Genomic DNA, 22,122 nt, shown 5'->3' on the forward strand with positions numbered 1-22,122 from the left:
ACATGCGTGCCCTCAAAGGGGGGAGCTGACGGGTCCGAATCCTGTCGACCGGGGCAAGAAGGGCGCGAAGATCCACGTGATCACCGACCGGGCCGGTCTACCCCTGTCCGTGGCGATCTCGGGGCCAACACCCACGACAGCCAGGCCCTGCAGCCCTTGGTACGCGGGATCCCGCCGATCCGGTCGCGCCGCGGACCGCGGAGGCGCAAACCGGCCAAGCTGCACGGCGACAAGGGCTACGACTACGACCACCTGCGCCGATGGCTCCGCGAACGCGGCATCGTCCACCGCCTGGCCCGCAAGGGTGTGGAGTCCTCGAAGCGGTTGGGCCGCCACCGCTGGCTGGTAGAGCGCACCATGGCCTGGCTGGCCGGATGCCGCCGCCTGCATCGCCGCTACGAACGCAAGGCCGAGCACTTCCTGGCCTTCGCCGGCCTCGCCTGCACACTGATGTGCTACCGCAGACTCACCAAATGAGATGAGCTCTAAGGCGATGCTGAACTAGAGGGTCGCGGTGATCAGGCACTGTCGGGTGGTGATGGTGAACGGGCCGCGATCGAGTCGGTTCTGGAGGCTCTGCGCTGCTTGCGCCAGTGCGGCGTCGAACGGGACCCCGGCTTGGTCGGCCCAGGCTCGATACGAGTTCAGGTGCGCGAGCACAGGCTCTGCCGTGTCCACCTCGATGAGTCCGGACAACTCCTCGACCTGAACGTGCGAGAAGTGCCGTCGAAAGAACTCCTCTGCGGTTTCAAGGGGGAAGTGGTCGGACAGCTTGATGCGGCGTGGCCCCCGGCCGGTACCCAGAACGGTGCCGGCCGCCTCCGACCACAGGTCGTCGAGTTCGGACTTGTCGATGCGGGAGTTCGTGGAGGCGACAACCGTGCCGCCATGCTTGAGGACGCGGGCGAACTCGGCCAAGCCCTGGTGGGGGTCAGGCAGGTGGTAGAGCATGTGCATGGCCATCACTGCTTCCACACTCTGGTCCTGCAGAGGGAGTCGGGTGGCGTCTGCGCAGAGGGCCGGCGGTGCCACCCTGTCCAGGATTGTGGGGGAGAGGTCCACACCGATCGCGTGCACGTCGGACCTCTGCTCCCGGATGCGGTCGAGGTAGCGGCCGTTGCCGCAGCCCACATCGACCCAGGTCCCGCCGTGGCCGCGGAGCCGATCTAGGACGAGGCCAGGCAGGTCGAACACGGGCCGCTGGTAGTCGTACAGGCGTTGGCGGGCACCGAGGTCGCGGTCGTCGCGGTACGCGCGGTGGGTGAGGACCTTGGGGTCGGTCGTGGCGTGGGGACGGGGCTCGGCGGACTCCATGGGGTCATCGTGCCGTAGCCGGCCCGCCAGCGGCCAGTGGGGCGGCTTGGTGGCAGAACGCGTTGATGCGGGAGTGGATCTGCCGCGCGGATGTTGCCTTGGAGTCGGCGTTCTCCTGGACGAGGCGGTCCAGTCGTTGGGAGCGCTGGGTGATGCTGGCAGTTCGCTGTTCGGGCGGCGCGCTCGTGACGGTTCGGACCTCCTCCAAAGCCGCGTCGAGATCGCGGGCGTGAACGTGGGCCGTGGCCAGGTCCAGGCGGGCTGCCAACAGATCCCCGAAGGACTGATCAGGCGCCTCCGCTGCGGAATACAGGCGGATCGCCTGCTGGGCGTGATCGACGCTGCGGCGACGGTCCTGCGGAGTGGCGAGCATGAGCAGGCTACTGCTGGCATAGGCGTGAGCCTTGGCCGGGGGAAAGCCCAGGACTCCTGGGAGCACCGGGTGATGAGACTGCTCATGGGCAGCGCGGATGGCACTGAGAGCAGAGGACCTCTCGCCCTGAGCCGCATACGCACGGGCACGCAGAGCGTGCAGCCGGGCCAGATTGCTATCGGTCACCCGTTGGGTGAGCCCGTCCTCAGCTGCTTGCTGTGCATCGCGATAGCGCCCGTCCCAATACGCGATCAGGCTCTGCAGGGCGCGGACCCAACCGCATAGCCCAGGGTCGCCGGTGCTGGTGGCCAGGGCCCACGCAGCGTCGGTGTTGGTCTCGGCGTGCGCGTATCGGCCGAGGTCCAGGCATATGTGGGCCTGAAGCCCTGCCAGTTGCGCCGCTGCGATATGCAGCCGTCGAGTCTGTGCTGGGTGAGAAGTGGCGGCGAGGAGAGCGAAGGTGTCACCGCGCAGTTCCCTGATGTGCGTATGCAGATCTGTCAAAGGGTGGGAGACGTAGCAGCGGGCCAGATGCTCGACCTCGGCTTCGAGTAGATCCAGTGCGGGTTCATGCACCGCTTTGGCGAGGACGGTGCGGGCTTGACGGAGCGTGTGCCGCGCATCCTGGGCCAGCATGCGATCGAACCCGGTATCCATCGGCAGTGCCGGCTCGGCAGCCGATGGGGCGCGCAACGCGGCGGGTTGGCGCTCAGGGGCTCCCAGGTTGTTGAGGACATTGTGGACCGTGCGCGGGTGGGTCAGCCCGTGGCCGCCGATGGCGCGGGTGATGGTGCTCTGGGCGACATCGCACATGTTGGCCAAGGCCTCGTGGGTCAGAGCCGGAACATGTCGCGAGAGCAGGCGTAGCACTTGCTGTGCATCACGTGCATCAACGGCCCTGGTCATCTCGGGAATCCGCCAGATTTCTGGAGGAATGCAAGAGCAAGTCCGGTGGTGTCCGTGACGCTCTTTTCCGCAGTGTCCGCAGATCATGTGTCCCGTCCATGCTCAATGCGAAAAATGGGGTATTTGTTCTTATTGCGAGGATTCGTGCCAGGGGTGCGTTCGATTATGAAGCTGCTGTTCGTTGGCATTGATTCGAACAGGGCGCATGTCGGAAGGGGGTGCATATGCGTTGTCGCATGGTGCCAGGACATGGGGTCGACGATACTTCCCAAGGTGACTGCGTGAGTCCCGCTATCGGGGCCAGAAACTACGCAGGTACGGAATCGATTCGGCGAGAGCCCAGGAGAGGGAGTTCATGAACGACGATGCCACCGTCGGTTCTGACCAGGCACAACAGTTGCGTGAGAGGGTCATTGCCCGGCTGGTCGACGATGGGACGATCGTCTCTCCCCAGGTCGAAGCGGCGATGCGTGCGGTCCCGCGTGAGCGGTTCGCTCCCGGAACGCCCCTGGAGGAGGTCTACGATCCCTACAGCGCGGTGATCACCAAGCGCGACGAGTACGGGGTCTCCCTCAGCTCGGTTTCCGCACCCCAGATCCAGGCGATGATGCTGGAGCAGGCCGATCTCCGGCCTGGGCAGCGGGTACTCGAGGTCGGCTCGGGCGGCTACAACGCCGCCCTGATCGCGGAGATGGTGGGACCCACCGGTGAGGTCACCACGGTCGACATCGATCCCGACGTCACTGACCGCGCCAGGGCCCTGCTGGCTGCGAACGGCTACGAGCGGGTGCGGGTGGTCACCGCCGACGCCGAGACCGGTCTGCCCGAATTCGGGCCGTACGACGCGATGATCGTCACCGTCGGCGCGTGGGAGATCCCGCCCGGCTGGGTGGACAGCCTGGTGGGGGGCGGCCGCCTGGTGGTGCCCCTGCGCATGCGCAACCTGACCCGGTCGATCGGCTTCACCAAGGAAGCCGACCATCTGTCCGGCATCTCGGCTCTGGTGTGCGGGTTCGTCCCCATGCAGGGGAACGGAGAGCACCAGGAGACCCTGCTGTTGGTGAATGGCACCGAGGAGATCGGGCTGCGCTTCGATGACGAGGTGCCCGACGACCCCGCCCTGTTGGACAACGCGGTGCGTACGCCGCGCGCCGAGACCTGGACCGGTGTCACGGTGGCCCTGCAGGAACCCATCGGGACCCTGCAGCTGTACCTGGCCACGAAGCTGCCGGGCTTTTGCGTCATGTCCGTTGACCCAGATCTGGACAGCGGGCTGGTCGCTCCGAACAACCACCGGTTCTCCCTGGCCGCGGTCGAGGACGGCAACTTCGCCTACCTCGTCACTCGCCGCACCTCTGACGACAGGTCGGTGGAGTACGGCGTGCACGCCTTCGGCCCCGAAGGCGAAGCGTTCGCCAAGGCCGTAGCCGAGCACGTGCGTGTCTGGGGGCGCGAGCAGCGCGGCGGACCCGGGCCGCGCATCGACGTCTTCCCCGCGTCGGCTCCCGATGACCGACTGCCCGGAGAACTGGTCATCACCAAACGGCACACCCGTGTCACGTTCTCCTGGCCCACGGCGGCGAACCCCGCCCGGGGCTAGGTTGCCCATCACCCCTCGAATACAAGGAGCGTGATCCACAGGATGGATACCAACAGGGGCAGTTCCATGGCACTGGCCGAACAGCCGGCTCCGTCCTTCGGCGCGGTCGAAGACGACTTCTCGCTGGACGTGCGGGTCGTCGTGGCCGCCCACCCGGTCGGCAAGCTGATGTGCAACACAGGCGACGGGTGCGGCAACACCTGTCAGGGGAGTGCGTCGGCCTGCAACTCCTACGTGTCCGACCCGGTCTGACCGTCGAAGGGCGGGTGCACTGGGGAGTCCTCCCTTCCTGGTGCACCCGCTACTTCCCCTCGTTCGTCTCCAAAGAACGGAAGAGGACGCCGTGTCGAAGCGATCCCCTCGGGGGTACCGGTGGGCAGGCGGGGCGCTGCTGCGCGCCAGTACAGACCCCCATGACCTACAGATCCCGCAGGACCTGCTGACCTCGGATCCGAGGTCGGTCGGATTGAGATGGTTGTCGCGACTCTGGGCGCGCCCGGATGTGCGTCACGCGCTCACCGCGGCCAACCCGGGATTGTGCGCACAGGTCACCGACCTTCTTGACAGTCAACGGCCGAATGAGCGGCGTGCCCGCAAGGTGCTGCTGTCGATGGCCGCCTACCTCGCGCGGTGGGGGAGGCCGACGCCCTTCGCCCTGTTCGCCGGCACCGCCCCGGTCACCGTCGGAGACACGCCCCGAGCAGTCTGGGGCGGAGACCACAGTGTCCACACGCGGGCCGACACCGAGTGGCTGGCCGATGTCATCACGCGCCTGCACCGGTGCCGCACGCTGGCAGAGCGACTGGATGTGGTCACCAACAACACCGGCCAACTCCGTGGGAACTGGTTCGTCGTGCCCGGACAGTCCGCCGATGGACACGCACACCTGGCCGCTCCGGTGGAAGCGTCGGTCCGATACAGCCCGCCGGTCGCCTCCGCCCTGACGGCCGCCCGAACCCCTCTGCGCTACCGGCAGCTACTCGACCAGCTCACCCGCGACTTCCCTTCGGCCGATCGGCAACGGGTCACCGCGCTGTTGGACGAACTCATCGATCGGCACGTGCTGTTGACCGGCCTGTGGGCACCGATGACAACCCCCGATGCACTGGCCCACCTGTGCGAGGAACTCACCGCGGTCCACGCCCACGACATAGCTGAAATCGCCGACCTGGTCCTCGAGCTCCAGGCCATCCATGCCGAGCTCACCCGGCCTGTGCAGCACAGCGCCTGGCCTGATCGGGCACCCGTGGTCGACCGGATGCGGTCCCTCACCGGCGTGGCGCCGGTCCCCGTCATCGTGGACACCGCACTCGACTGCAGTGTCCAGGTGCCCCAACGACTCATCCGCACGGTGGAAGAGGCAGCCGACGTGCTTACCCGAGTGTCCCCGTACCCGTTCGGCTCCCCACAGTGGCGCGACTACCACGCCCGTTTCCGTGCACGGTATGGCCCTGGAGCAGTGGTGCCCGTATTGGAACTGGTAGTGGACAGTGGTCTGGGCTGGCCCACCGGATACCTGGGGGCCGGTCGTGGACGTCCACCGCGCATGCTGACCGAACGCGACCACGCCGTGCTGAGCCTGGTGCAGAAAGCCCAAGCCGAGGGGGACAGGGAGATCGTCCTGACCGAGACCTCGATCGCGGATCTGGGCTCTGGGACAGCAGAGGACATCGTGCCGGCACCGCGGATAGAGATGTGCGTGCAGGTCCACGCCGCTACCCCCCAGGCGATCGCCGAAGGAGACTTCACCGCGGTGGTGACCGGAACGCCCCGTGTCGGCAGCAGCATGGCGGGCCGATTCGCTCACCTGCTCCCCGCCGACGATCAGAAGATCCTCGCTGTCGGCTATCGAACCCCGCAGCCGGGGGCTCTGGCCGCACAGCTCGTCTTTCCCCCACGCCGACGACGCAACGAGAACATCACCCGCACGCCCCAACTGCTCCCGCACGTGATCCCGCTGGCCCAGCACCACGCGCCCGGACCCGGCGTGATCGAGCCGTCGGACCTGGCCGTGACCTGCGACGCCCACCGCTTCTACCTGCTGCGCCTGTCCACTGGACAGCGCGTCGAGCCACGTGTGCCCCACGCCCTGGAGGCTGGCACTCACACCCCGCCCCTGGCCCGCTTCCTCGCCGAGATCACCACCGCGCGCTGTGCGGTCTATGGCGCATTCGATTTCGGCGCGGCAGCCCAGATGCCGTACCTGCCGCGAATCCGGTACAGGAACGCGGTGCTCGCGCCTGCCCGATGGATCCTCTCCACACGTGACTTTCCTGGACCTACGAAGGTCACGAACGAGTGGGAGGACGGCTTCGCGCGCTGGCGTAGCAAGTGGCGGGTGCCCGACCACGTGGCACTGGTGGAACACGACCGGCGCCTGCCGTTGGACCTGTCCCATCCGGTGCACCGTCAGCTGCTGCGCCAACGGCTCGGCCACCACACGCGAGTCGAGTTGAGCGAGGCCCCAGGCCCTGAGCAGACGGCCTGGCTGGGTCGCCCTCACGAACTCCTCGTCCCTCTGCACGCTCCGCCCACAGGCCCGGCGCCCGCACCGACTACCTCCATGCGCCCTGTACACGGGGAGGAGACGCAGTTGCCCGGCGGCGCGGTTCTCTGTGTACGGCTCTATACCCATTCCGAGCGCTTCAACGAGATCCTCACCGACCACCTGCCCGCCCTGACCAGGCACCTCCCACCCACCGCAAGGTCATGGTTTCGCCGTCACCGCGACCTCGTTCGGCCGGATGCGGACCAGTACTTGGAGCTGTACACGCGCCTGCCTGAACCGGACCAGTACGCGGACGCCGTCGAACGGCTCCATTCGTGGGCCCGGGAGCTGCGCTGTCACCGCCTGCTCGCGCATCTGACCCTGGACACCTACCAACCACAGACCGGGCGCTTCGGGCACGGTTCGGCGATGGAAGCGGCCGAGGCGGTGTTCGCGACCGATTCGGCCGCGGCCCTGACCCAGATTCGCACATCGCTCCACAGTGGGGTCGATCCGCAGGTCCTGGCCGCGGCCGGCGTCGTCGATCTCGTCACGCGATTCGCCGGGTCCCCTGAGGACGGTTCGGCCTGGTTGATCCACGACCTTCCACACATTCGCGGAACGGTGGACCGCGACGTTCGCCGCCAGGTGCTCGCCCTGGCCGGACCCGAGTCAGACGATGCCGCACTGCACCGCATCGGCGGCGGCGCGGTGGCCGAGGCCTGGCGGGAACGCGCCACAGCACTGACCGACTACCGCAAGCACCTCGCCACCCAACGTGACCCGAACACGGTCCTGCGGTCCCTCATCCACTTGCACCACGTTCGAGCTCTGGGTGTCAGTCCCGACCAGGAGGCGGCCACGATCCGAACAGCACGTGCGGTCGCCTTGGCCCGTACCGCACGGAGGTCTTCATGAACGCACCTGCCGCGGGTGAGACGGTCACTCCTGCTGCAGTCGTCGAACACATCGCTGCCCGCCTGTCGACGCCCCTGCCCGCCACCGAACCGTGGATGGGCCAGTCTCTGGCCCAGGGGACGGCCGGAACCGCCCTGCTGCATATCGAACGGGCCCACACAGGACACGGCATCTGGCAGCACACGCATCAGTGGATCGCGGCCGCGACCTCCGGGCAGATCAGCGCCGCCGACACCAGCGGGCTGTTCCTGGGTGCTCCGGCCCTGGCCTTCATCCTGCATGCGGCCGCACCGGGCCCGCACCGCTACGCCAGCGCACGCTCCACACTGGACGCCCACGTAGCCGACCTGGCGCACCGCCGCGTCGACGCGGCCATGGACCGCATCAGCCGTGGCGAGCTGGCGAACTTCGCCGAGTACGACATCTTCTACGGGCTCACGGGTATCGGTGCGTACCTGTTGCGCAGTGACCCCGGCGGCAGCGCCCTAGAAAGGGTCCTGTGCTACCTGGTCGCCCTCACTCAGCCGATCGCGGTCGATGGTCGGCAACGGCCTGGCTGGTGGGTCGCTCATGACCCCCATCGAGGCGCGTCTCCGCCATTCGCCGACGGGCACGGCAACCTCGGCGCGGCACACGGCATCACCGGCCCGCTCATGTTGCTCAGCCAAGCCCAACGGCGCGGTATCACCGTCGAAGGACAACCCGAGGCGATCAACATCATCTGCGCCCACCTCGACGTGTGGCGGCAAGATGGCGAGGCAGGGCCGTGGTGGCCCGAGCACCTGACCGTCCAGGACCTGGCCACGGGTATTCCCCACCAGCCGGGGCCGGCGCGCCCTTCCTGGTGCTACGGCACCCCCGGCATCGCTCGCGCCGGCCAGCTCGCCTCACTGGCCATCGGCGACCAGTCTCAGCAGACCTTCTTCGAGGATGCTCTGGACGCGTGCCTGTCCGATCCGGCGCAGACGGGAAGGCTCACCGACGCGAGCCTGTGCCACGGGTGGGGCGGTGTGTTCCAGACCATATGGCGTGCTTCCCGCGACGCCGCCACTCCCGTCTTGGAAAGGCACCTGCCGTACCTGACGAAGCGGCTGACTCAGCAGGTCCTCCGTGCCGAGGGCGGGCCGGGCCTTCTGGAAGGGGACGCCGGCGCCGTGCTCGCGTTGATGACCGCGAATCGTCGCGCCGCACCGAAATCGGGATGGGATGCATGTCTGCTGATCGACTGACACACCAGGTCTCGAACGTGGAGACGGCCCATCCGGCCGTCCTCGCCGTCCTCGGCGGAGCACCTCCTGCCGACACGGCCACCCGTTTCAACGTCGACCAGGTGGAGTTGGAAGCCGACATCGCACTGTTCTGTCGTGCCGGTCACCAGGCCTTGGCGGCGCGAGAACAGTGGTGGCAGGTCCATCTGGAGTTCGACGACTGGCATCGGGCGGATCAGGTGATGGGCGAGTACTTTCTTCCGGCCCTGCAACACCTGGAACCCGGGTCGGACCCCGCGTGGTGGTACATCCGCAAGCATCCCTGCTGGCGGGTCCGACTTCGGATCCCTGAGGGCCAACGCAGGATGAGGGCCGAGATAGGCCGCGCTTTGGACGACCTCACTCGGGCAGGCCACCTGCGGCGGTGGTGGACAGGGTGCTACGAGCCGGAAACGATCGCTTTTGGTGGCTCTCAGGGGATGGACGTCGCCCACGCGCTCTTCACGGCCGACAGCCATTTCGTTCTGACAGTGCCGGAACAAGACCATGCGGCCCTGGGACGGCGAGAGTTGTCCGTGCTGCTGTGTTCCGCCTTGCTGAGGGGCGCGGGGCTGGAGTGGTACGAGCAGGGCGATGTGTGGCACCGCGTCGCGGAGGAACGCCCGCTGCCCGAAGACGTCGTGCCCGAGTGGCTCGGGGCCATGGCCGACGACATCCGTGCCCTCTTGCAGGCGGACACCAGCGTCGATGGTCCGTTGTTCGGTAGGGGAGAGGCGGCTCACGCGGCGGCACCGTGGGCTGGAGCCTTCCATACGGCAGGGCATTCCCTGAAAGAGGCCTCCCGAGACGGAGCGCTCGAACGCGGGATTCGCCGGGTCCTCGCCTACCACGTGATCTTTCACTGGAACCGTCTCGGTCTCGCGTGGCGAACCCAAACCGCCCTGGCTTGGGCCGCGCGCACCGCCATTCTCGACGGGCCCCAAGGCGCTGTGCTTGTGCACTGACGTCGACACCACCGTCCGCGACCAGCCGCAGAGAGACCGTCATCGCCAGACACGCGAACACCGATATCTCCACCCGGGCCTGCTGATGCGCGTCGGTGGGCAGGTCGTCGGTGGTGTCAGCGAGTCGGTACCGAGGTTCGTAGGTGCAGGGGCCGCTTCAGCCTCCTGCCCGGATGCCGGCCAGTCTCCACGTTCGCTCAGGAGGAGACCTTCTCGGCCTCCGAGGGGGTGGCTGACGGAGGTCCGGATGCGTACGATCGGCGGTGGAGTAGATGAGGGGCCCGACCGGTGGGTGGGGCCCCTTCCTGTTCGTGGGTCTACCGGGTCTTCGCCGTGGTCAGGAAGCGGCTCCATTCGGTCGACTGGAACAGGAGCGCGCCCAGGTGACGGTGCTGGGTATCGCGTACAGCTGATACCCCGGGAAGGTCCCCGACCTCTACACAGTCCTGGCCGTGCGCCGTGCTGTACGAGCTCTTGCGGAACGCGAAGTCTTCTTCGCCATGGGTGCGGAGTTGATGAGTCACAGCTGTCCTTACAGGTCGTGCAGCACTTCTTTGAGATAGTCCACGGTCTCGGCGGGAGACGCGGCCGCAGCCGATATGTGCTGGAACTGCCAGCCGTATCGGTCGGTCTTCTGAGGGAGCTCCAGGAGGAGGCTCTCGGTGCGATGCTCCAGGTGAACGATGGACCTCTCGCCCGCCCCGAAGTCCAGGATCGAGAACGGGCCTCCCATGCCGGGATGGGCTCCCGCCGAGTCACGCATGACTTGAAGCGTCAGGTGCTTGGCTTGCGTGAGGTCCAGCAGGTGTTGCAGCTGGCTGCGCTGGACGGCGCGTCCTCCGACCGGTTTGCGGATGACGGATTCGTCGACGATCGCCCACACCTGGAGAGGGTTGGTGCGTTCGAGGATCTTCTGACGGGTCATGCGCGCCTCGACCCGGCGCTCGACCTCCTCAGGATCCCGGATGTCACCGCTCCCGACGACGATTGCCGCGGCATAGTCGCGGGTCTGGAACAGGCCGGGAACGAGGTACTGCCAGGTGCGCACCTGCTGCGCGATCGCCTCCAAGCCGATGTAGTCGGTGGAGCCGTACAGGTCCTCGACCTCCGTCCACCACGCCTTCTCGCGTCCCTCCTTGACCAGGTCGAGGGGGTAGGACCGGTAGGTCTCGTCGGTGACGCCGTAGTAGTCGAGCAGGTCGCGGACGTCTCGTTGAGAGGGCCGCTTCCACTGGTTCGTCTCGATCCTCGAAAGCTTGGATCTCTGCCAGTCGAGTGCTCTCGCGACATCAGCGGACGTCGTCTTCCGCCCATCGGGCTGGCGGTGCTTCTCGCGCAGATCCGCAAGCTCAGCGCTCAGCCGCCTCCGCCTCGCGGTGGGGCTGAAGTCCTCCGTCATGGTGCCTCCTCCGTGTGTGGAAATCCTACGGTCCATACGAGATCCTGAGAGACTTCTCAGACAGTCTAAAATAGACATTGCTTTTTAGACTGTCTGGATTCATCATGGAGTCTCATCTACTCCTGCCGGACCCTCCATCCGGCATCTGGACTACAGGAGGTCGCCCTGTGCGATACCTGCAAGTGCCTGCCTGGCTGAAACTTCTGCTCGCCCGTCCGGTGCCCCGGCGCCGTACCAGCGCCTCGCCGCCCGTGTTCGGCCACAGCGCCTCTCGAAGCGCTCGGCCACAGCGGTTCGCGGACGTGGACACCGTGTGCCCGAGGGCCCCCGAGGTGGTGAGCGAGCGGTGATCTTTCGCGGTCGGCGGCATCGCGGAAACCGGTGCCGCCCCTACCTCATCCGTATGGAGAACGCCCGCGCCACAGTCGCTACCGGTGCCATTCCGATCGTGCGGAGCGTGCCCCTGGCCGTCAGGGCGGTGCCGCGATGAGTGCCACGACCTCCGTCACCATCACGGACCTGGCGCCTAGCGACATCCGCTTGGCGCGCGAGGTCGTCGACACCAGTTCCGTGACGTCGCTCGTCATCGCTGGATGCCACATCGACCTCGCTCCGCAGTGGATCCGTGCTCACCAGCGTGCTGAGCGGATCGCCGCTCTCGAGCGGCTTGCCGATCTGGCCATGGCCGCCGCGTCGGAACTGCGCAGGGCGGGTGCGGAGGCCACGTGATGACGAAACCGAGGACCGTTCTCGAGTTGCGCGAACTGCCCGACATGGGGGCGCTGCGGGCGTGGGCGAGCCGGCACAACGCGTCGATCAGCTACCTGGGGCCGACGCTGGAAGGCGAAGAGACGTACGGCGCTCGAGCCGGTGTCCAGCTCCGCGTCTGCCGCTGCCCCCAGGACCGCCCTCACCCGGTCGAGTGGAACTCCCCGCTGGAACACCTGCCGGCTCAGTGAAACCCGGTTGCGCGCCGGGAAGCCCTGTGGCTCCCGGCGCGCAGCCTCCATGAGTAGCGAGGACCCGATCATGACCGCGAATCAGGCCGATCGCCCCTACACCGACCTGGGTGCGCTCGTCGGCTCCTACCGAATCAAACAGGGGCTGACGATCAGTGCTGTCGCCGCCCGTGCCCTGTGCGCGGAGAGCGCGGTGCTGCGACTCGAAAACGGATACCTGATGCCGACGGGGGAGTTGCTGGGGCGGATCTCCGGAGCATTGGGGCTTTCACCAGATGAAGCCGCAGAGCTGAGGGAAGCGAGCCGTCGCCTTGCCCCTGACCGCCCGTAGTCGGGGCTCCCAGAGCTGTCTCTTGCTTGCGTCGACCAATAGACGACGATGCGCGCCTACACATCCATGTGCTCTCTTCACCGAAAGGAATCCCATGGCTGTACGAAGCACTGTGCCGACCACGGAGGCGTTGCTCACGCCCGCCGAAGTCGCCGCCCTGTTCTGTGTCGATCCCAAGACCGTCACCCGTTGGGCCAGGGCGGGCAAGCTCTCCTCGATCCGTACCCTGGGCGGACATCGCCGATACCTCGCGGCGGAGGTTCGTGCCCTCCTGGCCGAAGGAGTGGTGACCATCGTCGACCGCTAGCGTGGCCCGCCTGATCCTCCCATTGAGGCAGGGGCCATTGAGCACACGGGGCCGTCGGAGAAGCGACCGATGGCCCCTTGACATTGCCGAGCACGAACATGACCATGGGCGCCAGCATGAAGACGCCAGCAGCGCCCACGCTCCTGGGCTCAGTCCGGTACGTGAAGGCCTGTCATCTCCTGGACGCGGGTACCGGGCGTGCGGTCCAGGCGATGGCGGGCAGGACCGCGAGAGCGAGCACTCCGCCGGCCAGGGACAGCAGTGCGTAGCTTCCGGCGGCGACGACTAGTCCAGAGGCCAGGCCTCCGCCCGCTCCGGCCACGGCGATGGCCACGTCCGCCAATCCCTGAGTACGGGCGCGGGTGGCCAGCGGGACGGCGTCGGTGACGATCGCGGTGCCCGACACGATTCCGAAGCTCCAGCCCAGACCCAGCAGAGCCAGAGCCAGGGCCAGCAAGGGCACCGAATGGGGCGGGGCCAGGGCGGCCAGCAGTCCGGAGGCCAGCAGTGTCAGCCCGGAGGCGGCGGCCACGGGCACGCGGCCGAGGCGGTCGACCAGGAAGCCGCTGAGCGGGGAGGGCAGGAACATCGCCGCGACGTGGATGGCGATGACCAGCCCGGCCGCGCCGACGGAGTGGCCGTGGCCGGTCATGTGGACGGGAGTCATGGTCATGATCGCGACCATGACGAGCTGGGCCAGGACCATGACGGCGGCGCCCAGCATCAGCATCCGCGTGTTCGAGGCTGCGGCGGTGGGGCTTGGTGTGGGAGTGGCGGTGGTCTGGGGGAGGGCTGCTTCGGCGCGGGCGGTGGTGAGCGGGTCGGGGCGCAGCAGCAGCCACAGGACCAGCCCGGCCGAGGCGTAGGCCGCCGCTGCCAGCAGGAACGGGCCGGCCAGCGCCGGAACACCCACCGCATGGGCCAGATCGCCCAGTTGGCTGACCAGGTTGGGACCCACGACCGCGCCCAGGGTGGTGGCGACCATCACCGTGCTCAGGGCCCGGCCCCGGCGCTGGGGGGTGGCCAGGTCGGCTCCGGCGTAGCGGGCCTGGAGGTTGGTGGCGGTTCCCGCCCCGTAGACGAACAGGGAGGCGAACAGCAGTACGATGCTGCCGAGCGTGGCGGCGGCGACCACGCCCACGGCTCCCAGCGCGCCCGCGGCGTATCCGGCGGACAGGCCGGTGCGCCGTCCCAGGCGTTGGGAGGTGCGGCCGATCAGGGCCGCGGCGGCGGCCGAGCCGATGGTGAACAGGGCGCTGGGCAGCCCGGCCCAGCCCGCGTCGCCGAGCATGTCCTGGGCCAGCAGGGCGCCCACGGTGATACCCGCGGCCAGTCCGGCTCCGCTGAGGACCTGGGCGATGACCAGCACGGTCAGGACACGTCGTTGGGCGGGATGCGGAGCCAGGGCGGTGGTGGTCATGGGATACGGCCTTGTCGTCGAAGAGGGCGGAGACGGGTGGCAGGTCAGTGGGTGACGGCCAGGCCGTCCGAGCGCCACTCCAGGACGCCCTCCTCCAACAGGGCGGCGTTGCGGCCATGGGCACGCAGCAGGCGCACCGCGTCGTAGGAGAGCACGCAGTAGCGGCCCCGGCAGTACGCCACGACCTCGGTGTCGGCGGGGATCTCGGCCAGCCGGTCTGCCAGCTCCTCCAGGGGGATGGACACCGCGCCGGGCAGGTGTCCGGCCTCGTACTCCTGGCTGGGGCGCACGTCCAGGACCAGGGCGGTGCCGTTGACGGCCGAGGCCAGCAGCTCCTCGCGCCCCACCAGGCGGATGTCGTCATGGTCGAGATAGGCGCGGCGGGCGGCCTCGACCTCGGCCTGGTGGGTGTCGGCCACGCGGCACAGCACCGACATCAGGGTGGCGACGTCGTCGCCGGCCAGCCGGTAGAAGATCTTGGTGCCCTCGGCCCGGGCGGTGACCAGCCCGGCCTGGCGCAGCACCTGCAGGTGGGCCGAGGCGGTGGACAGCTTCAGCTCCACCGTGCGGGCCAGGTCCTGCACGGGGCGCTCGCCCTGGGCCAGCAGTTCGACGATCTCCAGGCGTTTGCCGTGGGCCAACGCCTTGCCTGTGCGGGCGATGGCGTCGTACAGGTCGGTCTTGCTCATCCCAACAACTCCATAGTTCCATGTATCTTTGGAATAGATAGTACGTGACCGGTGGGACCACCGGAAGAGGACGGTCCCGTTCAGGCGGAGAGCGCCGTTGCGCTCCCGCGCCGAAGGAGGCCGACGTGGGCACCGATCTGGGCGCGTCCCAGCGCGAGCATTGGCAGGACGTCTACGACCGCAACCCGCACATGTACGGCGCCGAACCGTCAAAGCCCGCCCGGCACGCGCTGGAGGTGTTCACCGCCCGCGGTGCCCAGGAGGTGCTGGAGCTGGGTTCGGGGCACGGACGCGACGCCCTATGGCTGGCCGACCAGGGACTTCAGGTCCATGCAGCCGACTTCAGCGCCACCGCCCTGGACCAGCTCACCCGCACCGCCGAAGAACAGGGTGTGGCAGATCGCGTGGAGACGCACCTGCACGACGCGCGCACACCCCTTCCGCTGACCGATGCCTCCGTGGACGGGGTCTTCGCACACATGCTGCTGTGCATGGCCCTGACCACCGACCAGATCCACGCGCTCGTGGACGAGATCGGCCGGGTGCTGCGCCCCGGGGGCGTGCTGGTGTACACGGTGCGCCACACCGGTGATGCCCACTACGGGACCGGTGTGTCCCACGGCGACGACATCTTCGAGCACGGCGGATTCGCCGTGCACTTCTTCGACCGCGCCCTGGTCGAGGACCTCGCTGAGGGGTGGGAGCTCGTCGGGGTCGAATCGTTCGAGGAGGGTGAGCTGCCCCGTCGGCTGTGGTCCGTCACCCAGGCCAAGCCGATGGTTGGCTGAACCCTGCTTCCCTTCAGGAAGCGGGGTACCAGGGGGCGCCGGGCCGGGTCATGTGCGGTGCCTGTGCGACTCGGAGCGCGTAGGCGGGTCGGCTGCAATCTTGGGTCGGATACCGGCGGAGGTGGCCGGTCAGGTTGCGCTGTTGGGGGTCAGCGCCGTAAGGGGCCGCCTGGAGGACAAGCGCCGACGGCCTCGGGGCGGCCAGGATGGCGGCTACAGCACCGAGGACGAACTTGCCGTCGATCCGACCATGTGATTCAGCTTCCTCCCTGATTGCCCACCGTCGGAGGGAGGAGCGACAGATGAAGCGCAGCATGTTTGTGCTCGCGCACTCTGCTCGATCGACTGACTCCCAGTCTCTGGCGACAAAGCGGCTCTCTCGGGGAGACGTCACGTGACTTCTATCCCGATATGTCTGGAGAAGTTCCTGGGATCTGAGCGCCGGTCTTTCTGGCTCACATATCTGCCTTACTTCTCGGTGAGGTGTTCCTGTCTTTGGAGAAGATCCGGCTTCCTGGATATTGGCTCGCGCGTGGGTCGGTATTAATGTCGCTACTCCTGGTAAGGGAATAGGTGGGAGTGGAGGCATGCCGTGAGGCTCCGTACTGGAGCAGTTGCCTGCGTGATGGTGGCGGTGGCGGGTTGTACGCCTGCGGGAGAGGGGACTGCGCCTACTCCTGAACCCAGTGAGACCCCTGAGGAGACGGAGGCAGAGCCCTCTCCGGAGGAGGCCGCTCTCCTGGCCTATGAGTCCATGTGGGGTGTGCTCGTCGAGGAGTCCCGCAATTCCCACCCCGACTACTCCGAACTGGAGCAATATGCCCAGGGAGACGCGTTGGAGTTGGTCGAGCACGGGGTGGGAGCCGAAGCCGAGGAAGGCGTGGTCGCCCAAGGTGAACCCGTCTTCTCGCCCGACGTGGTGTCGGCCGAGGACACCCGCGTGGAGATCGAGGACTGCATGGACTCGACTGGGTGGCTCCGCGTGGATATCGAGAGCGGGGAACTCGTAGAGCCGTCTCCTGAGGAGCCCATTTTCCGCCAGATCGACGCAGGTGTGTCCTTCGATGGGCTCACCTGGAGGGTCTCCGAGCTGCGGATCTGGGAAATCGGATCATGCTGAAAAGCAGAATCGGATTCACGTTGGCGGTGATCGGCGGATGTGTCCTTCTCGTATCCGCTCCGACATGGGCCGACCCTGATTTCTTCTCCGGTCAGGCTGAATGCGGTTCGGGAGGAGGGCCGGGGTGTGATGTCAGTGCTGAGTCCGGCGGAGACAGCCCTGGAGCTTCGGCAGAAGGAGGAAGCCCGAGCAGCGGAGGTGATCCGGGTGGGACGGTCACCCAGGGAGTGGCAGGGGAACCGGCTTGCGAGAGCGACGAGGAGGTCCCCGTCGGGTGCTTGGCCCTGCCCCAAGCCGAGGACGGAGATGGTGAAGCGCCGGCTGAGGAGGTCGACTTCGAGGCTCTCGCCTACCAGGCATACGCCGGCTTCTCGCTGGGCGCGCCGCAGATCTCCTTGTCGCCCAGCGCTGAGGCCCCGGTGCTGGTTCAGGTGCCGGTGTGGATGTGGGTCGATGCCGACGACTGGGAAGCCGAGACCGCCACAGCGTCCGTGCCAGGTGGCTCCGTCACGGTGACCGCTACGCCTTCCTCGGTCTCGTGGGACATGGGCGATGGCCAGAGCATTGACTGCGAAGGACCCGGTACCGCCTACGACCCGGGCGAGCACGACCCCGCTGCGGCCTCACCCGATTGCGGCCACACCTACACGTCCACGAGCGGCGGCTCCGTCGACGTGACGGCGTCGATGAGCTGGACCGTGGAATGGGAGACCTCCACAGGTGAAGGCGGAAGCCTCCCCGAACTGACGACGGCGACATCCACGGCGGTCCAGGTGGTGGAGTCCTCCAGCCTGGCCACCACAACGCGATGAAGAGGAGTTCACGATGAGGTTGTCCGATGACAGCGACGGTCACTGACCGCGCCAGGCCGACTACGTCGGTCCGGTTGGAGAACCGGCCCCGTCGGTGGCGGTGGGCACTGGGAGCCGTCGCACTGATGGCCGCGGGCGCGGCGGCCGTGGTGCTGGCGCTCGGGCAGTTGGACCAGCGGATGCCGGTGGTGGTCGCGGCCCAGGACCTCCCGGCGGGACACGTCATCACCGCCGCGGACCTGAGGGTGGTGGACCTCGCCGGAGCTGAGGCGCTGCCGGTCATTTCCGATGTGACCCTGGCAGTGGGAGCGACGACCACACTGCCGGTGACGGAAGGCGCGTTCCTCTCCGAGTCGGTCCTGGGCTCGGATGGCGAACAGTTGTCGGCGTCGGAAGCGGCGGTCGGGACGGTGCTCTCCCCGGCGCGTGTCCCGTCCTCGCTGAGGGCGGGCGGACAGGTGTCGGTGGTGCTGACGGGTGGCGACGCCGGCGCGAGCGCGGTGCCCGCACGTGTGCAGGATCTGACCCCGCTAGGTGATGATCCGGGCGCCGAAGTTCGGGTGGAGCTGGTGGTGGAGGCGTCGCAGGCCGCGCGGGTCGCTCGGGCGGCGGCCGAGGACGGCGTCTCCCTGGTCCAGGTGCCCCACCAGGACGGGGGTACATCATGACGAGCGTGGCGGTGTTCTCCCTGGCCGGCGCACCCGGCGTGACCACTTTGGCGATGGCGCTCGCCACCGCCTGGCCCATGGCCGAGCCCGTATGCGTGGTGGAGGCCGACCTGTCCGGTGGCGATATCGCTGCCTGGTGGCGCCTGCCGGTGTGGCCGGGACTGGTCGACCTCGCCGCGGCGAGCCGCAGCGGCCAGGACCAGGAGGACGGCGCGGTCGGAACACACACCCAAGTCCTGCCGGGCGGTCTGCGGGTCTGCGTCGCCCCCTCGACCGCGGACCGCACCGCCGGCGCGGTCGACCTACTGGCCCACAACCCCAAGGCCCTCACCGCCGCGAGCGGGACCACCGTCGTGGACCTGGGCCGCGTCGCCCCGCACTCTGCTGCCGCGGGCCTGCTCGAGTCCTGTGACAACGCCGTACTCGTCACCACAGGGGACATCGCCCAGCTCAAGCGGGTCAAGGACAGCGCCGCCGGCCTCTTCGTCAGCAGTCCGCGGGTGGGGCTGGTCGTCGTAGGCGGACGGGGCAGCACCAGGGAGATTTCCGCAGCCGTGGGCATGCCGGTGTGGGGCCATATCCCCACCGATCCCAAGGCCGCGGCTTTCCTCGCAGGCCAGGCCGAGGCTGTGCGCGTGGACCGCCGTCCACTTATCAAAGCGGCCCGCGACCTCGCCCGAGCCCTCCTGCGGCATGAAGAACCCTCCGCGGGCGTGCAGGCTGCACTTGTGGCGGAGACGCCATGACCCCTGAAGAGATCGCAGCCCGAGTCAGTGAGGTCACCGACGAGGTAACTCGACGCCTCAGCGATCTGACTGCCGTGACTGGAACGCAGACCAGCCAGGAGTACCAGGCTCTCGCCCGCCGGACGATCCGCCAGGTCCTGGACGAGGCCGCTGGCCGCGCGCTGGCCGGCGGGCGCGCGGTGCTTGATGGACGTACCGAGGAACTCGTGGCGCGCGGGGTGCTGGCTCGGGTGTGCGGTATCGGTCCACTCCAGGAGTTACTTGACGAAGACGAGATCGAGAACATCAACGTGACCGGTACGGCGGTGTGGGTGCGCTACGCGGACGGACAACGCGAACAGCGGCCCCCGATCGTGGCGAGCTCTGAGGAGCTGGTGGCGCTGGTGCGCCGAATCGCCGCCGACTCCCCGGCGGGGGAGCGTCGCTTTGACCCCGCGGCACCTATCCTCGACATGCCGCTGGCGGACGGTTCACGGCTGAACGCGATCATGGACGTGGCCCATGAGCCGGCAGTGTCGATTCGCCGCCATCGCTACCGCACGACCGGGCTCGGACAGCTACGCCGCCTGGGCACGCTGGACCGCACTCTCACCGACTTCCTCCAGGCCGCAGTGCGGGCCCGTCGTAACGTCGTCATCACCGGCGGCACCGGCGCGGGCAAGACCACCCTGCTGCGCGCGCTCGCGGCCGAGATACCCGCATCGGAGCGGCTGGTCACCATCGAGGACGTGCCCGAACTCGGTCTCGAACGCGATCGGCAAGCTCATCCGGACGCGGTCGCGCTGCACGCCAGGCCTCCCAACACCGAGGGGCAGGGAGAGATCACGGTCGCGGACCTGGTTCGTGCTGCGCTGCGGATGTCCCCGGACCGGGTCATCGTCGGCGAGACCCGCGGTTCGGAGACGGTCCCCTTGTTGACCGCGATGTCGCAGGGCAACGACGGGTCGTTGACCACCCTGCACGCAGCCTCATCCGATGGGGCGTTCACCAAGTTGGGTGCGTATGCGGCCTTGTCGGCCGAGCGGTTGCCCTTGGAGGCCACGGCCCTGCTGGTGGCCGCGGCCGTGCACCTGGTCGTGCACGTCTCAGCGACCCCGTCGGGGGAGCGGCGGGTGAGCAGTGTCCGCGAGGTGGTGGGCTGCGACGGCACCCAGGTCGTGTCCAACGAGGTCTATCGATGGGAGGGGACCGGGCCGGTTCCGGTGGCGCCGCCCAGCCCGGACACCGCCCGAGCCCTCAGCGCGGCAGGCTTCGACACGGCACGCTTGATCGCTTCTCCCGGACCCGTGAACGGGAGGGTGCCGACATGACATCGACCGCGACTCTCCTACTCGGCGCCGCTGGCGGTCTGCTGCTCGGAGCCGGTCTGTGGACCCTGTGCCTGATCGCAGTTCGGGCGACACGGTCGACTCCGCCGTGGGACCGGTCCCACCGGCTGACTCGCGAGCGGCTGCTGCACATCGGGGGAGTGGCCGCGGTGGGGATGCTGGTGTGGATCCTCACCGGATGGCCCGTTGCCGGGGTGCTGGCCGCGGCCGGGATGTGGTGGCTCCCCGGGCTGCTGGGTCCGGACCGTCACCACACGGAGCAGGTGGAGCGGATCGAGGCCGTCGCGTCATGGACCGAACAAGTCCGCGACCTCCTTGCTGGTGCGGCAGGGTTCCACCAGGCCATTATCACCACCGTGCCCATCGCCCCCGCACCCATCCGCGAGCATGTCGCCCACCTGGCCGAACAACTCCAACAGAACGTTCCACCAGAGGAGGCCCTGGGTGCGTTCGCCGACCGGGTCGACGTGCCCACAGCCGACCTGGTCGTGGCCGCGCTCTCCAGCGCCGCGAGCCGCCATGCCGCCGACCTCGGCGCACTGCTGTCCAGCCTGTCGCTCTCGGCCCGCGACCAGGCCGCGATGTTGGTGCGCGTGGCCGCCACCCGCGCCCGGGTCCGCACCTCCGCCCGCATCATCACCGCCACCACCCTGGCCATGGCCGTCGGCCTGGTCCTGATCAACGCCGACTACCTCGCCCCCTACAGCACCGGCACCGGCCAACTCGTCCTGGTGCTGATCGGCGTGCTGTGGGCGGTGGCCCTGTCCTGGCTCGCCCGTCTGGCCCGTACCGATCTGGGACCCCGCGTCCTGGTCCGTGACCGTTCGGAGGTGCGGGTATGAGCGTGTTCGTGCTCGGCGCCCTGGGCGGAATCCTGATCGTGGCAGGAGTGTGGTGTGCGCTGTGGCCACGGCGGTCCCGTCCCTCCCTGGCCGACCTGCTCACCGACCCCTCACCGGTCGAAGCCCCCACCGCCGCACCGGAGACTCACCAGGTGGGGTGGTCGCGCCGACTCGGCGCGCCGGGTGTCCCCCTCCTCGCTGCCCTCGGGTTGCCGACTCGGCGCACTCGGCGTCGCTTGACCGCCTGCGAGCGCGACGTCCCGGGCTACCTCGCGCAGAAGGCCGCCATGGCCATCGTCGGCCTCGCGCTACCACCTGTGCTCGGCATGCTGCTCACCACCCTCGGGGCCGGTCTGCCTCCCCTGTTCACACTCCTGGCCTGGGCCGTCTTCGCGGTCGTGCTGTGGATGGCACCGGACCTGGAGGTCCGCGACCAGGCCCGGGAACGCTCCGAGACCATGCGTCACACCCTGTCCGCGGTGTGCGACCTCGTCGTCATCGCCCTGGCCGGCGGCGCCGGAGTCACCGGTGCACTGGACGACGCCACCCGCACCAGCCACACCTGGGCCATGGAACGCATCCGCACCGCACTGCGTACCGCCGCCATCCGCCACGAACCCACTTGGACCGCGTTGGAGGACCTGGGCGATCGCTACGACGTGGTCACCGCCACCGAACTCGCCGCCTCCCTGCGGCTGGCCGGCGCTGATGGAGCCCGGGTGCGCGCCAGCCTCGCGGCCAAGGCCGCGTCCTTGCGTACGCAACACCTCGCCCACCTGGACGCCGAAGCCCAGTCCGCGACCGAGCGCATGAGCCTGCCGGTCGTACTCCTCTTCGCGGGCTTCGTCGTCCTGATCGGCTACCCCGCACTCCACCTGATCCTCACCGGGCTATGAGTCCGC

At 68.3% G+C, this 22,122-nt stretch carries 23 protein-coding genes and 1 pseudogene; 18 read left to right on the forward strand and 6 right to left on the reverse strand.

Annotation, left to right across the window (positions count from 1 at the left end; genetic code table 11):
* A pseudogene (locus tag ADL05_RS30220) lies at positions 1 to 477 on the forward strand (IS5 family transposase); the annotation flags it as partial.
* Positions 478 to 501: 24 nt separating this feature from the next.
* Here ADL05_RS30220 and ADL05_RS01715 read toward each other — a convergent pair.
* The gene (locus ADL05_RS01715) at positions 502 to 1,314 is read right to left on the reverse strand and encodes a class I SAM-dependent methyltransferase (protein WP_053615063.1); all 813 of its coding nucleotides are present in this window, start codon (positions 1,312 to 1,314) and stop codon (positions 502 to 504) included.
* A 4-nt stretch (positions 1,315 to 1,318) separates the two neighbouring features.
* Positions 1,319 to 2,593, reverse strand: coding sequence for an XRE family transcriptional regulator (locus ADL05_RS30225; RefSeq protein ID WP_156365678.1), 1,275 nt, complete (start codon positions 2,591 to 2,593; stop codon positions 1,319 to 1,321).
* A gap of 355 nt (positions 2,594 to 2,948) precedes the next feature.
* Between ADL05_RS30225 and fxlM the strand changes: the two genes are divergently transcribed.
* The 5 genes from fxlM to ADL05_RS01745 all read left to right on the forward strand — a co-directional run bounded on the left by fxlM (position 2,949) and on the right by ADL05_RS01745 (position 9,811).
* Complete coding sequence (fxlM, locus tag ADL05_RS01725; protein ID WP_053615065.1) at positions 2,949 to 4,193, forward strand: methyltransferase, FxLD system; 1,245 nt, start codon at positions 2,949 to 2,951, stop codon at positions 4,191 to 4,193.
* Between the two features lie 42 nt (positions 4,194 to 4,235).
* Positions 4,236 to 4,445: an FxLD family lanthipeptide gene (locus tag ADL05_RS01730; RefSeq protein WP_053615066.1), complete on the forward strand. Its 210-nt coding sequence runs from the start codon at positions 4,236 to 4,238 to the stop codon at positions 4,443 to 4,445.
* Positions 4,446 to 4,668: 223 nt separating this feature from the next.
* Positions 4,669 to 7,599 (forward strand): lantibiotic dehydratase, encoded by a 2,931-nt coding sequence (locus ADL05_RS01735; protein WP_231640564.1) that lies wholly within the window; start codon positions 4,669 to 4,671, stop codon positions 7,597 to 7,599.
* Positions 7,596 to 8,828 (forward strand): lanthionine synthetase C family protein, encoded by a 1,233-nt coding sequence (locus ADL05_RS01740; RefSeq protein ID WP_053615068.1) that lies wholly within the window; start codon positions 7,596 to 7,598, stop codon positions 8,826 to 8,828. Before ADL05_RS01735 ends, ADL05_RS01740 begins: the two co-directional genes overlap by 4 nt.
* The gene (locus tag ADL05_RS01745; RefSeq protein WP_053615069.1) at positions 8,810 to 9,811 is read left to right on the forward strand and encodes a thiopeptide-type bacteriocin biosynthesis protein; all 1,002 of its coding nucleotides are present in this window, start codon (positions 8,810 to 8,812) and stop codon (positions 9,809 to 9,811) included. Before ADL05_RS01740 ends, ADL05_RS01745 begins: the two co-directional genes overlap by 19 nt.
* 317 nt (positions 9,812 to 10,128) lie before the next feature.
* Here ADL05_RS01745 and ADL05_RS01750 read toward each other — a convergent pair whose 3' ends face one another.
* Together ADL05_RS01750 and ADL05_RS01755 are read right to left on the reverse strand one after the other, a co-directional pair.
* A complete protein-coding gene (locus ADL05_RS01750; RefSeq protein WP_053615070.1) occupies positions 10,129 to 10,335 on the reverse strand; it encodes a DUF397 domain-containing protein in 207 nt (68 codons plus the stop codon).
* Between the two features lie 8 nt (positions 10,336 to 10,343).
* Positions 10,344 to 11,210 (reverse strand): helix-turn-helix transcriptional regulator, encoded by an 867-nt coding sequence (locus tag ADL05_RS01755; RefSeq protein WP_053615071.1) that lies wholly within the window; start codon positions 11,208 to 11,210, stop codon positions 10,344 to 10,346.
* Positions 11,211 to 11,696: 486 nt separating this feature from the next.
* Here ADL05_RS01755 and ADL05_RS01760 point away from each other — a divergent pair, with 486 nt between their 5' ends.
* The 4 genes from ADL05_RS01760 to ADL05_RS01775 all read left to right on the forward strand — a co-directional run bounded on the left by ADL05_RS01760 (position 11,697) and on the right by ADL05_RS01775 (position 12,807).
* Complete coding sequence (locus ADL05_RS01760; RefSeq protein WP_053615072.1) at positions 11,697 to 11,939, forward strand: hypothetical protein; 243 nt, start codon at positions 11,697 to 11,699, stop codon at positions 11,937 to 11,939.
* Positions 11,939 to 12,169: a hypothetical protein gene (locus ADL05_RS01765; RefSeq protein WP_053615162.1), complete on the forward strand. Its 231-nt coding sequence runs from the start codon at positions 11,939 to 11,941 to the stop codon at positions 12,167 to 12,169. The genes ADL05_RS01760 and ADL05_RS01765 overlap by 1 nt, the downstream gene beginning before the upstream one ends.
* Positions 12,170 to 12,239: 70 nt before the next feature.
* The gene (locus ADL05_RS01770; protein WP_197285651.1) at positions 12,240 to 12,500 is read left to right on the forward strand and encodes a helix-turn-helix domain-containing protein; all 261 of its coding nucleotides are present in this window, start codon (positions 12,240 to 12,242) and stop codon (positions 12,498 to 12,500) included.
* 94 nt (positions 12,501 to 12,594) lie between these two features.
* On the forward strand, positions 12,595 to 12,807 hold the full coding sequence (locus ADL05_RS01775; protein ID WP_053615074.1) for a BldC family transcriptional regulator: 213 nt from the start codon (positions 12,595 to 12,597) through the stop codon (positions 12,805 to 12,807).
* A 172-nt stretch (positions 12,808 to 12,979) separates the two neighbouring features.
* Here the strand turns inward: ADL05_RS01775 and ADL05_RS01780 are convergent, their stop codons facing one another.
* Together ADL05_RS01780 and ADL05_RS01785 are read right to left on the reverse strand one after the other, a co-directional pair.
* The gene (locus ADL05_RS01780) at positions 12,980 to 14,227 is read right to left on the reverse strand and encodes an MFS transporter (protein ID WP_156365679.1); all 1,248 of its coding nucleotides are present in this window, start codon (positions 14,225 to 14,227) and stop codon (positions 12,980 to 12,982) included.
* A gap of 44 nt (positions 14,228 to 14,271) precedes the next feature.
* On the reverse strand, positions 14,272 to 14,916 hold the full coding sequence (locus ADL05_RS01785; protein ID WP_053615075.1) for a metalloregulator ArsR/SmtB family transcription factor: 645 nt from the start codon (positions 14,914 to 14,916) through the stop codon (positions 14,272 to 14,274).
* A gap of 125 nt (positions 14,917 to 15,041) precedes the next feature.
* On the opposite strand from ADL05_RS01785, the gene ADL05_RS01790 reads away from it, so the two are divergent.
* The 8 genes from ADL05_RS01790 (at position 15,042) to ADL05_RS01830 (ending at position 22,116) form a co-directional block, all read left to right on the forward strand.
* Positions 15,042 to 15,704 (forward strand): class I SAM-dependent methyltransferase, encoded by a 663-nt coding sequence (locus tag ADL05_RS01790; protein ID WP_156365680.1) that lies wholly within the window; start codon positions 15,042 to 15,044, stop codon positions 15,702 to 15,704.
* A 592-nt stretch (positions 15,705 to 16,296) separates the two neighbouring features.
* The gene (locus ADL05_RS01800; protein ID WP_156365681.1) at positions 16,297 to 16,824 is read left to right on the forward strand and encodes a hypothetical protein; all 528 of its coding nucleotides are present in this window, start codon (positions 16,297 to 16,299) and stop codon (positions 16,822 to 16,824) included.
* 278 nt (positions 16,825 to 17,102) lie between these two features.
* On the forward strand, positions 17,103 to 17,636 hold the full coding sequence (locus ADL05_RS01805; RefSeq protein WP_231640565.1) for a hypothetical protein: 534 nt from the start codon (positions 17,103 to 17,105) through the stop codon (positions 17,634 to 17,636).
* Between the two features lie 125 nt (positions 17,637 to 17,761).
* Positions 17,762 to 18,304, forward strand: coding sequence for an SAF domain-containing protein (locus ADL05_RS01810; RefSeq protein ID WP_053615078.1), 543 nt, complete (start codon positions 17,762 to 17,764; stop codon positions 18,302 to 18,304).
* Positions 18,301 to 19,050 (forward strand): hypothetical protein, encoded by a 750-nt coding sequence (locus ADL05_RS01815; RefSeq protein WP_053615079.1) that lies wholly within the window; start codon positions 18,301 to 18,303, stop codon positions 19,048 to 19,050. Before ADL05_RS01810 ends, ADL05_RS01815 begins: the two co-directional genes overlap by 4 nt.
* A complete protein-coding gene (locus tag ADL05_RS01820; protein WP_053615080.1) occupies positions 19,047 to 20,360 on the forward strand; it encodes a CpaF family protein in 1,314 nt (437 codons plus the stop codon). The genes ADL05_RS01815 and ADL05_RS01820 overlap by 4 nt, the downstream gene beginning before the upstream one ends.
* Positions 20,357 to 21,220: a type II secretion system F family protein gene (locus ADL05_RS01825; protein WP_053615081.1), complete on the forward strand. Its 864-nt coding sequence runs from the start codon at positions 20,357 to 20,359 to the stop codon at positions 21,218 to 21,220. Before ADL05_RS01820 ends, ADL05_RS01825 begins: the two co-directional genes overlap by 4 nt.
* Entirely contained in the window at positions 21,217 to 22,116 is a 900-nt protein-coding gene (locus ADL05_RS01830; RefSeq protein WP_082376031.1) for a type II secretion system F family protein, read from the forward strand. The genes ADL05_RS01825 and ADL05_RS01830 overlap by 4 nt, the downstream gene beginning before the upstream one ends.
* Positions 22,117 to 22,122 lie beyond the last annotated feature (6 nt).

Origin of the sequence: Nocardiopsis sp. NRRL B-16309 (assembly GCF_001279585.1) — a bacterium.
GTDB lineage: Bacteria > Actinomycetota > Actinomycetes > Streptosporangiales > Streptosporangiaceae > Nocardiopsis.

Bases quoted from the DNA above. Each gene is read 5' to 3' on its own strand.
- ADL05_RS01715 (WP_053615063.1), bottom strand. From the start codon at position 1,314: ATGGAGTCCGCCGAGCCCCGTCCCCACGCCACGACCGACCCCAAGGTC.
- ADL05_RS30225 (WP_156365678.1), bottom strand. From the start codon at position 2,593: ATGACCAGGGCCGTTGATGCACGTGATGCACAGCAAGTGCTACGCCTG.
- fxlM (WP_053615065.1), top strand. From the start codon at position 2,949: ATGAACGACGATGCCACCGTCGGTTCTGACCAGGCACAACAGTTGCGT.
- ADL05_RS01730 (WP_053615066.1), top strand. From the start codon at position 4,236: ATGGATACCAACAGGGGCAGTTCCATGGCACTGGCCGAACAGCCGGCT.
- ADL05_RS01740 (WP_053615068.1), top strand. From the start codon at position 7,596: ATGAACGCACCTGCCGCGGGTGAGACGGTCACTCCTGCTGCAGTCGTC.
- ADL05_RS01745 (WP_053615069.1), top strand. From the start codon at position 8,810: ATGTCTGCTGATCGACTGACACACCAGGTCTCGAACGTGGAGACGGCC.
- ADL05_RS01755 (WP_053615071.1), bottom strand. From the start codon at position 11,210: ATGACGGAGGACTTCAGCCCCACCGCGAGGCGGAGGCGGCTGAGCGCT.
- ADL05_RS01760 (WP_053615072.1), top strand. From the start codon at position 11,697: ATGAGTGCCACGACCTCCGTCACCATCACGGACCTGGCGCCTAGCGAC.
- ADL05_RS01765 (WP_053615162.1), top strand. From the start codon at position 11,939: ATGACGAAACCGAGGACCGTTCTCGAGTTGCGCGAACTGCCCGACATG.
- ADL05_RS01770 (WP_197285651.1), top strand. From the start codon at position 12,240: ATGACCGCGAATCAGGCCGATCGCCCCTACACCGACCTGGGTGCGCTC.
- ADL05_RS01775 (WP_053615074.1), top strand. From the start codon at position 12,595: ATGGCTGTACGAAGCACTGTGCCGACCACGGAGGCGTTGCTCACGCCC.
- ADL05_RS01780 (WP_156365679.1), bottom strand. From the start codon at position 14,227: ATGACCACCACCGCCCTGGCTCCGCATCCCGCCCAACGACGTGTCCTG.
- ADL05_RS01785 (WP_053615075.1), bottom strand. From the start codon at position 14,916: ATGAGCAAGACCGACCTGTACGACGCCATCGCCCGCACAGGCAAGGCG.
- ADL05_RS01810 (WP_053615078.1), top strand. From the start codon at position 17,762: ATGGCCGCGGGCGCGGCGGCCGTGGTGCTGGCGCTCGGGCAGTTGGAC.
- ADL05_RS01815 (WP_053615079.1), top strand. From the start codon at position 18,301: ATGACGAGCGTGGCGGTGTTCTCCCTGGCCGGCGCACCCGGCGTGACC.
- ADL05_RS01820 (WP_053615080.1), top strand. From the start codon at position 19,047: ATGACCCCTGAAGAGATCGCAGCCCGAGTCAGTGAGGTCACCGACGAG.
- ADL05_RS01825 (WP_053615081.1), top strand. From the start codon at position 20,357: ATGACATCGACCGCGACTCTCCTACTCGGCGCCGCTGGCGGTCTGCTG.
- ADL05_RS01830 (WP_082376031.1), top strand. From the start codon at position 21,217: ATGAGCGTGTTCGTGCTCGGCGCCCTGGGCGGAATCCTGATCGTGGCA.